This is a genomic window from Pseudomonas rubra, assembly GCF_028656935.1.
GTDB classification, from domain to species: Bacteria; Pseudomonadota; Gammaproteobacteria; order Pseudomonadales; family Pseudomonadaceae; genus Aquipseudomonas; species Aquipseudomonas rubra.
This window is the reverse complement of the sequence record NZ_JAMDGZ010000062.1, coordinates 1-10,967: the sequence shown is the minus strand read 5'-3', so window position 1 is coordinate 10,967 and position 10,967 is coordinate 1. Positions and strand designations below refer to the sequence as shown.

Annotated in this window: 7 protein-coding genes; 6 read left to right on the top strand and 1 reads right to left on the bottom strand. The window is 54.8% G+C overall.

The genetic code is table 11. The annotated features are described in order from the left end of the window. Positions 1–211 precede the first annotated feature (211 nt). A complete protein-coding gene (locus M5G17_RS24080) occupies positions 212–1,813 on the top strand; it encodes an LA2681 family HEPN domain-containing protein (protein WP_273895365.1) in 1,602 nt (533 codons plus the stop codon). A 214-nt stretch (positions 1,814–2,027) separates the two neighbouring features. Further along, positions 2,028–2,813 (top strand): pentapeptide repeat-containing protein, encoded by a 786-nt coding sequence (locus M5G17_RS24075; RefSeq protein ID WP_273895364.1) that lies wholly within the window; start codon positions 2,028–2,030, stop codon positions 2,811–2,813. A gap of 103 nt (positions 2,814–2,916) precedes the next feature. Here M5G17_RS24075 and M5G17_RS24070 read toward each other — a convergent pair whose 3' ends face one another. Further along, entirely contained in the window at positions 2,917–3,558 is a 642-nt protein-coding gene (locus M5G17_RS24070) for a hypothetical protein (RefSeq protein WP_273895362.1), read from the bottom strand. Between the two features lie 272 nt (positions 3,559–3,830). On the opposite strand from M5G17_RS24070, the gene M5G17_RS24065 reads away from it, so the two are divergent. The 4 genes from M5G17_RS24065 (at position 3,831) to M5G17_RS24050 (ending at position 10,649) form a co-directional block, all read left to right on the top strand. Beyond that, positions 3,831–4,988, top strand: coding sequence for an ATP-binding protein (locus tag M5G17_RS24065; RefSeq protein WP_273895360.1), 1,158 nt, complete (start codon positions 3,831–3,833; stop codon positions 4,986–4,988). Position 4,989: 1 nt separating this feature from the next. Further along, complete coding sequence (locus M5G17_RS24060; RefSeq protein ID WP_273895358.1) at positions 4,990–7,212, top strand: hypothetical protein; 2,223 nt, start codon at positions 4,990–4,992, stop codon at positions 7,210–7,212. Positions 7,213–8,127: 915 nt separating this feature from the next. Then, on the top strand, positions 8,128–9,831 hold the full coding sequence (locus tag M5G17_RS24055) for an AAA family ATPase (protein ID WP_273895357.1): 1,704 nt from the start codon (positions 8,128–8,130) through the stop codon (positions 9,829–9,831). Further along, entirely contained in the window at positions 9,828–10,649 is an 822-nt protein-coding gene (locus M5G17_RS24050) for an HNH endonuclease family protein (RefSeq protein WP_273895356.1), read from the top strand. Before M5G17_RS24055 ends, M5G17_RS24050 begins: the two co-directional genes overlap by 4 nt. The last annotated feature ends 318 nt before the right edge of the window (positions 10,650–10,967 follow it).

Genomic DNA, 10,967 nt, shown 5'->3' with positions numbered 1-10,967 from the left:
GGGGTTAGTAGACCACTACACGATTTAGCGGTGATGGGGATGAGTTAACGGCCTCCCGATAAAAATTGCCATCAGGGTTGTGATGTGGGCGAGACTTAACGACGAGCTGTGGTTACAGACATGAAGGGCGAACCGATCCAAGGTGCGATCATGCAGATTGCGCCTTTATCGGGCGTAACCATATAGGTGGATAGCTGGAGGGGGAAGGATCATGGATGGCGACTCTTATGATTTTGGCGAGATAGCTGCTCACTTGGATGACCTAACAAACAATGATCCCCATGAGGCATTGAGGCAGGCGAGAAAGCTGAGCCTTGAGGGGCGGAATCGGCTCAACAACATGCAGTTGCGCGCAGCAACATTGGTTAACGCTGGAGTGCAATGCCAGCAGCAAGATGCGATTGATGACGGGCTTGCTCTCTATCGCGAACTCCACAGCGAGTACCCGACACCGGATACTGTCTTCAACCTTGGCACAGCGATTGTCAGCTCGATCGGCTATACACCCAACGGTGATGGATGGTTGGATCATAAGGAAAGCACGAGGCACCTGGGCTCGGAGGCCAGAGCATGTTTTTGGAATGTGGCTCAGGATGCTGAAGCAAGCATGTCAGCTCGTAGTCAGAGTTGGACAAATCTTGCAAATCAATTGGCAGATAGCCAACGTTTGAGCGAATGTCATGACGCGCGACTTGCAGCCTTAGCGCTAGATCCAAAAAACGGCGTTGCTGCTCACGCAGCCGCTAGGTACCTGATTTACTGTTACCAAATGGGCCTTTGTTCGGATCTGGCCGTCCTAGAAGCTGCAGCGTATGCCAAGGTGGGACGGGAAAACCGGGATCGAATCATAGAGTACGCGGGACTGCAGGCAGCGGACGGCATGCTTGGCTTCCTCAATCGCTTCCAAGATCCGCCGCCCAGGGCGCCGCATAATGACCCCTTCGTTGCCTGGGTTGAGAAAGAGCGGCTGACTCTTGGCCCGTCTGTTGAGCTTGTCGATCCCGAAATGGGAAAGCTTGATTGGTTGCGGCTGCCGGGCATTTTGGAGCGAGAGGCTGGAAAAGGAGCAACGCCCCCGCCGATATTCGCGATGTTCAACCAGATGAAAGGCGACTTCATTCTGGCCCGTGATTTGTCCTGGCGTTCTCGGGATGAAGCGGGATGGCCTACCTCGGGATACTTCGATGACACCCTTGATTACGCCTTATACGGCCCGGCTACGTCTGCATTGATCCTTGCGCACCGTACAGCCATAGACCTTTTGGACAAAGTCGCCGCTGCCGCGAATCACTATTTCGAACTTGGCCTGAAACCGCATGACATCTTTTTCGGAAAAATCTGGCGCGTGCGACCAAACAAGACAGGTGAAACCCCACTGACTCCCCAGGTCGAATCCTTAGTTCGAGAGGGTGTGCATGCTCTTTACGGTTTGGTCGAGCTTGCCGATGACTATGAGGCGCGAAGCGGAATTCTTCGCCCCCTGAAAAACCTACGTAACGCCGGCACGCACCGCTTCGTGGTCTTGCATGATCTAGGCGATATCACCCAGTGCAGAGAGGCTGCTGAAGTCGAGCATCACGACTTTGATCGATTTACTGCAACGGCCATTGCTGCGCTTCGTGTAGCCAGGTCAGCCATCCAGATGCTTGCGCTTGCAGTCAGTGAGAAAGAAGAGCTGTTGAGGCAGTCGAAGGAGGGACTCATTGGCACCCTGGAGGTGTTTGACCATGATTGGATTCGAGGGCGGGATGATGATTTTGAGTCGGACGATTCTGGTGAGATCGATGAGATTGACGAGCCTTCTAGCCCTTAGTGACTAGGGGCCATCTAGACGGCAAACGAGGGCGAACAATCACTCATTCTGGTTGACAATGGCTGTCGCTGTAACCACGATATTGCCTCCGTGGTGACGGCCACCCTCAGTCCTAGATCTGTAGAGCGATTGCACCGTTGCATCACGCTTCACAACCTCCCGCCATTTCTTTTGGTGGCAGCGACTAGGACACTGCCGCCCAAAGGAATAGGCCATGAAAAGCACCACATCACCGCTCCTTCGTCACATCTCGTTCCTCGCCAAGCGTTTTCAAAATGATCCAGATGCACCTCTGAGTCCAGAAGGGCGGGGGCTTCTTAAACAGTTCAGTGGGCGTCCACTTAAACACAGTCAGTGGCTCCAGCACGTTGCCCGAGATCTGGGGTTGGAGTACAACCAAGTTTCCCAGTGCAACGCACGTCTCACAGATTACTGCGATCACAATGCGCAAATGCGCATCTGGAACACCCCAGTTCGCTTCTTTTATCAGCCTGATGTCTTCGAGCGGCAGTTGCAGGCGCTTCTGAGTGCTGCTGAGGGTAAGTTCAGTCTGGCAGAGGCAGCCAAAAAGCACCGTGTCACGTTCGAGAATTTTGACTTCAGTCCTGCGCTTCTTGATTTTCTCGTTGAGGGTAAGGGCGTCTCACTCTTGAGTTTCGAGGGGATTTCTGCGTCCAGCAGTGTCATTGCAGATTCCTGGGTATCGATCTGTACATCGTTTGCCGGCGCTGATCTAAGTAACGCGAAGTTCGTTCGCTATTTTGACGATGGTCAGTGCAGGGCGGGCATGGTGATCCATGAGGGGAAATTTATGGCAGCCAATCTCTCTGGTGCTGATTTGAGGTGGGCCTACCTTCGTGGGGCCGACTTCAGTGGCGCAAATCTGGAAGGTACGGATTTGCGCAATGCCAACGTTTATGAAAGCTGCATGCGAAACGTCACGGGCGTTCTTGTCGGTGGCGAAGTGGATTCAACGCACTGGTTACTAGACGAGGTCTGACGGGCCAGCACTTAGACGGTGAAGCATGCGCAGCCGGCGTGAGAGCAGCTGCGCCATGCCCTTTACGCTACGTCACCGATGCGTTTACCAGTTGCCTGAAGTGTCAGCTGCGTATTCCCTTGCGGGGAGCCCTGCAGAGAGAAGACGCCTTTCTCGTAATCGACAGTGCCATGAGCTTCAAGCACGAATCCGCCAGTACCACCGAAAACATGAGGGCTGCATCTTCTTCGGGTACCGTGACGTGGGGTTCTACGGGGGGACGGAAGATGTCACGGATGCGATACAGGTGTTTGTTCACTTGATGCAGGCGAGCTAGGAAGGTATCCATGAACTGATCGGTAACTTCGAAGTGCTTAGCCGGTTTACCTCGGGTTAGCGTATCGCCCTGACCTCTGGACTCTGTCGCGTCCTGGCGTCGATGCAGAATTTGGTTACCGGTAGTGCTGGTGATCGGGTAGGAGTGGATGATGTCCGATCGCTCATCGTTGAGCGTCTTGAACAGCTCATAGGCCTGTTGTCCGGCGACAAAGGCTTCCGGTTCCAAATGCTCGATCTTTTTAACCGTTTGATTGAACGCTTCTGCAAGGCGACCTCCCATTTTGGCTTCGAGCTCGGGACGAGACCTCTCGGGATCCATATGGCAGATCACTTCCGCCATAAAACTGCTGACCGAAGCGAACCCGTAGACAGCTGCCCCCAGACGAAATACATAGCGGTCACTCTCGGGCAGGGCGATACGAGTCAATCGCCTGATATCTGCGAAATCCTTTTCGATGCTGGTCAGTTCTCATTTCTTTGCTGGGTCGTGGGTAAAGATGCAAGCTTGCCAAAAGCCGAACAAAGCGTTGCGCGCAAACTATTCGGATCATCGCCTAAATTTGTTGCATCGAGTAGAGTCTGGAGCATGTTCCGCCTGCGCCCTTTCCGATGCGAGGCCTGAGGCGGCTAAGGCAGGTCACGACACTGGCAGCCGGGAATCCCAGCCAGGCAAGTCATCGATGGAATGTGAGGGCGTGAATGCAAATAAGCCGAAAGCTCAACCTTTACGAGATTGAGGATCTTTATCAGTCGCTAGGCACTGATCCCAACCTCAGGCTTCCCCGCAGCATGAGCCACGGCGGTGGGCTGGGTGTTGATGCAGCATTGGCTCAGTTCATCGTGACCTGGGCTCGTGCCTACGAAAAGACCGTCCTTCACCTGTACTCGCCTGCTGATGAAGCGATCACCCAAATCACGCAGTTGGCTCACAGCGCCGCTGGATTCTTTGCCTTGATCATGTGCAGTGAAGTGCACGCTCGGGATCATCAACTGATTGATCGGCGAGAAGCCCTCATGGCGATCAGACCCCTGGTCGATGCAATGTTTGCAGGTGATCTGCGCAACACCTCGAACCTGAGAGGCGCGCGACCAACTGCCATCAACCTATTCTGCGTGAACAACGCAAAGCGTGAATTCATCAAGCCGTTCTACTTCGATCACTCCGTCCCAAAAGTCCAGCCCAGGACGTGGTTCTCAACGCTCGTAGAGACGTCGTCGAAGCTGATGACTACTCGCAGTGACCAAGGTGCATTGCTCAGATCAGGCCTCCCTGCACTGGGCAGCGTACTCTGGGAGCTAATCTCGAACGCTGACCAGCATGCGGTCACAGACGTTGATGGGAACAAGTACAAGAAGGCGTTGCGGGGCACCTCGATCAAACTCAACAGGATGAGTCGTCAGGATGCGCTGGAGTACTCCGACGTTGAGCCAGAACTTGCTCGATTCATTCTGAAGCGTTTTGTCAAAGCTGAAGTACTGGAATTCCTGGAGATTTCGGTCATCGACAGCGGGCCTGGCCTGGCCCGGCGATGGCTAACGGTCAAGGAGGAACGACCAGTCGAATCGCTGGATGGACTGAGCTTAGAGGCTGAACTTGAGGCCACGCTTGACTGCTTCAAGAAGCACGTCACTTCCAAGACGCAGTCTCCGAATTCGGGAATGGGCCTGCACAACGCTGTTCAGGCACTCAACAAACTGAAAGCCTTTGTACGTGTCCGGACGGGGCGGCTCTCATTGCACCAGGCCTTTCATGGAAGAGATGAGGTTATGGAATTCGAACCGTCGACTCGATTCGGTGGCCGAGTATTGGCTGCTGTCGAAGGCACTGTCTTCACGATCTGCATTCCGGTGAATTGACATGTTCGATCTCGTGGATTTTGAAGTCGAGCTAAGTCACGCCGGGAAGCCGGTTCACGCGGTGGTGTTTTTCACCGGCCCAGATCTCCTGACCGAGACGCAAGCAGCGCACGCCCTCCAGCATCAGCTCGCCGGCTATGTCATGCCCGATCTCCTGGTGTTTCTCATGCCAGGCTACATCTTGGCGGAATTTCGCGCTCAGCAAGCAGACACAACATCCCCGCTCATGGCGGAGCTAAGCCGCAAAGGCCCGGGGTCGCCTCGCACCTATGCGTGTGCGTTCTACGACGTAAAGGGCGCCATAACTGAGTATGTGCACATCTCAGGGCCCGAGGAGGGCTTGGCAACGCTCATTAAGGACAAATCCAGGGCCATTGCCAAAGCCGGTCTGACGAACCTTGTCGAGCGCTCCAGTGTTCTAAAGAAAGCCCCTGCGGGTTTCTTCTATTCAAAGCCTTCCTCTCGGGCCTCAAATTATTTCATCCGCGCTGAAGACCTCCTGTCCGAGACGTTGCACGCTTATTACCTGGCATTCGCATGCCTGCCCTTGATCGAAAAGGCCACGGACGAGGGCGCGTCTCGCCCTGATACCCTCTACCTGGACACGATTGCCTTGCTGCCCCTGGCGATGTGCATGCAAATGTACCTCATGAAATTCGGGCTGCCAGGCTTCGCCAACGTCCGTTCTTTCCACTCGCACGAGGGACTGATCAAAGACGGGCCTTTGCCCAAGGCGGTTTCCGCCTTGTGCCTCATCTCTGCCTCAACCCAGTGCGGCCTCGCGCAACAGTGGGTAAAAGTGAACAGCGCTCCTCCAGAGCGTGTGGCGACCATCCTCTCCTTCGAGCGGTCATCGGATTCCTGTTCTGTCCTGTACACACTCAAGCAGCCAGACGACTTCGAAATACTGGGGGAGGGTGAAGCGGGCGGTATCCGTCTGATTCGGATCCATGGTGAGCGATTCGTTGCAGAGCACAGCGAAACCAAAGCGCTGAACATCGGAACCGATCATGCGCCGGCCTTGCTGCAAAAACTGTTTCACTCCTTCATGGGGGCGAACCTTTTCAGCTGCTACGCCCATGATCGGCCAGGGCTCAGGCCTCGGACGGTGTGCATCGATAAAGACAATCTGGTCGCTGCCGACGACTTCGTGCAATGGTTCGAGCGGGTGTTATTGGAGGAAGCGGTCGCATCGACCCGCTGGATCATTCACGATGACGACAGGGCCAGCGAGGCTTTGGCCGACCGGGCAATCGCGTACCTTGCGTCCTGTGGCGTGACGGTCGAGAGCAAGGTGTCATTCGATAAATTTGATGCCAGTGTGGATTTTGACGGGTCTGTCATTATCATTGCAGCTGCTGCTGAGCGTGGGTCGCGTTTACAGAGCGTAAGCCGTCGGCTGCGCACCGCGCAGCAGTCCGGCACCCGGTTGTACATCACTGGGGCACTTTTCGGGCGCAGCTATGCGCTGATGAAGGATCTGCAGAGCAACCTGACCCAGCCCGCCAAGGATCACAGTAGGTACGTTTTCAAGACCTTCATGGAAATCCCTGCGGCTGAGCTGGCCTGCACGAATCACTGGGCCGAAGAGCAGCGCCTGCTCGACTCTTTGCACTCAGTCGTCGACACATTCTCAGCGCCAATAACGCAGCGCATGGAGGTGTTTGATAACGCAGGCACAGGTGGGCTCGGGCAGCACCCTTTCTGGCCCAGTAGCAACACCAGTGAACCGATGACCCTGAGCCGAGGTTTCGCATTTGTCGACGGTACGCAAGATGTGAGGCTCGCGACGTCGACTGACATCTACCTCACCATCCTGTGGATTCTGCAGAATGCCCGGCATAGCGATAAAGTGCAGAACGCCAAGCGACTGGAGTCCGGGGAGCTTCAGCAAGTGCTCCTCTCGCCCGACGTGTTCTCCCGGTTCGACGATGGTGTTATCCAGGCTGCGTTCTTGCGTGCCGCGCTACCTGCCGAGCTCGATTACCGGGCTCAGGAAACCCACAGCTTGTCGATGAGCGATATCATCAAGCGTGTCGCCGCAGGGTATGGCCAAGAGCGGGGAGAAGCCGCCTTGGAGTTCGTGATCGCGCTGGCGATCGGAAAGATCCGCCTGCATAAAGACATTGATAGCCGCCTGCGGGCTAGCTTGATCGAAACGCTCTCGCCGCACCTTCCAGAAATCCCTTATTTGCTCGATCCAAATTATGAACCTCCGTTGTGACCTGCTTCCGGAAGCCGTCGGGCCGGCGCTTGATCAACGTTCGTTCTCAGCGCTCTGGTCGCGACAGGCAAGGGCGCTAACGTCCATTTAGATCGCTGTCAACGTACTATTGGCCAGCTAATTCTTGTGCCCAGAATGACTTGCACGGGCCGCATCGGATGCATAGGGGGCCGGCGAACACACCTTTAAAATCCCAGCATCAAAAGCGGTGGTGTTTGCGTATGTTTAAGCTGACGTGATCGCTCTTGATGATGGAGTTCGGTAGAGGCCATGTCGTAAGTCTCATTGAGAGCGCGTAAGGCCAGTGAAGGAGGGATCAATGGTCAGTGCTCGCTTGTGACATCGCTTGATGATTGAAAAAAGGTGGGAGGTTTTTACCTATTGGCGGCTGAGCTGAAGGCGCGAGTGGGCTGACCAAAGTGAGCTGAGGAAACCTTACATAGTGTCAGGGTTATATGACCACTACTTTTACTGGCTCTGTGGCATGACTCGATCGCTGCGGCGTATGATTTCGCCGCCTCCCCCGAGAACCTGAAGTGGGGAACGACTGCCAAGGATGCCATAGTGACCCCTATTTTTCGCCCTGAATGCCCTGACTATCTTCTTCCATATCTTGCAAATGGCCCCCATGAACTGGGACAGCGTTGGGGGCTTGAAGGGTATGACGGCAGCCGTTCGGACGATGTTACGAGAAAGTTCAGACGCAGATTGGTGGAGGACTTAGTTCAGGTTTTTGGGCCGATCTGCTGTTATTGCGAGAGCTATGCTCATCCCGGGAGTGGCGTGATAGAGCGTCACCGGCCTCGAAGCGGCGTACGCGGAGAGCATCCCTATCTGCACCTTCATTCGGATTGGCGAAACATGTATTGGGCATGCCCGGTCTGCGATCGATATAAGGGAAATCGGTTTCCCCTGATGGGCTCGCCGCTGCCCGAGCGTCCCTATTTGGAAACAGTTGAGTTTGAGGAACCCGGGTTATTGGATCCTTGTCGAGACAATCCAGACGAGCATCTAGAATTCTCTGAAACGGGTGAGGTGTCTCCACTTAGCGTTCGCGGTGACATCACCATTAAGCTCCTTGATCTAAACCGGCGGCAATTGATCCAGACTCGATTCGAGCAGGTACAGCTACTGCAGAGCACGGGCAGGATACATTCAGTCGACGAGCATCCAGCACACAGGGCGGTATGGCGCCAGCTTGGAGAGGCGGGGAGACATCAAGCTCCTTCTTATGGCTTTCCCGGTGAGGTTCCAAGGCGCCAACAGGATTTCGATCGCCACAAGGAAGAGTCGCCTGTTGAGATAATCGACACTGAATCCAAGAAAGGCATGGAGGCCTACCTTGCAAAAGCGCAATACGTGACACGGCTGGAGATCAAAAATTATGGGCCTATCCATCATCTGGATCTCAATCTAGAAGTGCAAGAGGGGTCGAATGCACCTTGCTATGCTTTGCTCGGTGAGAATGGTGTAGGTAAGAGCACCGTACTCAAAGCGCTAGCTTTGACGCTATCGGGTGAGGCGTACTCGAAAGCCCTTCGCCGCACGAGCAACCAATTACTGGCGACCGGAGCGCATGAGGGCTCGGTTGTTGTAACTTTGGTAGGCGGTGATCAGGTCTCGATGCGTTTCAAACGCAACAAAAAAATTGAGTTTAGTAACGAGCACTCTCGTTCACTCGTCGTGGCGTATGGCGCCACTCGGCTTTTGGCGACTGCGCGCCATAAATCAAAGCCCGGAAAAGATCACGCGAAGATCGACAACTTGTTCGACCCCTTCTTACCAATCAGCGATCCTACCGAGTGGCTAAAGCATTTGGGTCGCGATCGTCTGGACGAGGTCAACGACGTCCTTCGTAAGTTGATGCCCAAGGATCACCAGGTACAAGTCATGGTATCCGACGATGGTGCTATGCACCTCAACGTAGGTGGTGTCGATGGGCGTCAGCTTCGTGAGCTCAGCGATGGGTATCAGTGCATGATCGGCATGGCAGTAGACATCATGCATGTGCTTTCACAGTCAGGGGCTGCGCTTGATTCGTCAGAGGGAATCGTCCTGATTGATGAACTCGGCAACCACTTCCACCCTGCTTGGCGCCTCCAGTGCCTGCCAGCACTACGCGAAGCCTTCCCCGGAGCTCAGATCATCTACAGCACCCATGACCCTCTTTGCCTCCGTGGCTTGAAGGAGGGCGAGGTAGCGGTGCTGCGTCGAGACAGACTCAATCATATCTACGCGCTGGAGAATCTTCCTAGTGTCGCCAATTTCAGAGTTGATCAGCTCCTTACCTCCGAGCATTTCGGACTGCGGAGCACCGTCGATCCAGAGCTCGAAACCAAGATAGAGGCGTACGAAGAGCTCTTAAGTAAACCAGCGAGATCATACGATGAAGAGCAAGCGCTTGCTGACTTGGTGGCTGACCTCACTGACACCCGTTATCTAGGCGGAAGTCGCCGTGAGCGAATGGCCTTGCAGATGCTCGACACAACAGGCGCACTGGACATACCGGTAAATGCAGCGGCGAATGTAAAACAATTCACCGATTCGACGGTGTCGAAGCTCAAATTTCTCATGCAGCAGGTCACGCCGCTGGCGGATGGGGGCGGGGACAAGCAATGATTAAGATCACGCGCCCAAGGGATAGCGCACCCGCAGATTTGATACGCAGGGGGCGTGCTGAGCTGAGGAAAAACTTAGCGCTCGAACCTAAGAAGCGGGTTTTCAAAGAGTATGGCTCAACGGCGGTCAGGGAAAGGCTGGCAGAGCTATTCGGTCGCAAATGTATGTTCTGCGAGTCGCTGCTGGCAGGAACCCAGTCCGGTGATGTGGAGCACTACAGGCCAAAAGGGAAGGTGGTCGTCACCGTCAAAACGGCGAAAGTTGCAGCAGAGGTAATCCCCGGATATTTCTGGTTGGGAGCTAAATGGCCGAACCTGTTGTTGTCATGTTCAGATTGCAATCGACCCAGAACACAGGATGATTTTGATGGCAATGCTCGGGTAATCGGTAAGGCCAACTTTTTCCCGTTGGTCGACGAGACCAAGCGAGCAAAAGGGACATGGCGGGTTCGCCAGGAGGAACCACTGCTGCTTAATCCCTGCATTGATGATCCCGCAGAGCACCTAGTGTTCCTGGAGGACGGGCGTGTGGAGGCGCGCGTGATTGACGGTGTGCCAAGCGCAAAAGGTACGGCCAGCATCTACTACCTGGGACTGGCTCGCGCGGAGCTACTTCAGATGCGCGCACGCCATGGTCGGATGGTTCGTGCTGCAATTCGTCACACGCTAAGTGCCTTGAAGGAAGGCCGTGATCCTGGTGCCGATTTGGAAGACCTCGAAGCGTTTTTGATGCCTACGGAACCATACGTCGCGTTCAGTCGCGTGCTGATCTACAAGTACATGAGAGAACATCTCGCAGCGCTGGGGTTGTCGGTTTGAGTCGGGCGTCGTCGCTGATTGGTTGATGCCACTACTGATCATTGGCTAGTGCTTGGAGTTGGCACATTGATAAGCACACTGTGGCTTCGCCGCATCGAACACCGCGACCACTTGGGCCTACGCACTCTCAGTACCGGCGCGTATGTCCAGAGGCTGTTAGCAAGTGAGATAGGTGTATTCGCCATCCGCTCACTCAAATGCAGCGCTAACCCATATTGAGCTTCGCCTGAAAGGATCCGAAGGAGTGGTTATGGCAGGGGTCTACCAGCATTTCATACCGCGTTTTTTGCAAAAAGGATGTAAGCGTCCGGCGAACTC

Bases quoted from the DNA above. Each gene is read 5' to 3' on its own strand.
- M5G17_RS24050 (WP_273895356.1), top strand. From the start codon at position 9,828: ATGATTAAGATCACGCGCCCAAGGGATAGCGCACCCGCAGATTTGATA.
- M5G17_RS24060 (WP_273895358.1), top strand. From the start codon at position 4,990: ATGTTCGATCTCGTGGATTTTGAAGTCGAGCTAAGTCACGCCGGGAAG.
- M5G17_RS24055 (WP_273895357.1), top strand. From the start codon at position 8,128: ATGGGCTCGCCGCTGCCCGAGCGTCCCTATTTGGAAACAGTTGAGTTT.
- M5G17_RS24075 (WP_273895364.1), top strand. From the start codon at position 2,028: ATGAAAAGCACCACATCACCGCTCCTTCGTCACATCTCGTTCCTCGCC.
- M5G17_RS24080 (WP_273895365.1), top strand. From the start codon at position 212: ATGGATGGCGACTCTTATGATTTTGGCGAGATAGCTGCTCACTTGGAT.
- M5G17_RS24065 (WP_273895360.1), top strand. From the start codon at position 3,831: ATGCAAATAAGCCGAAAGCTCAACCTTTACGAGATTGAGGATCTTTAT.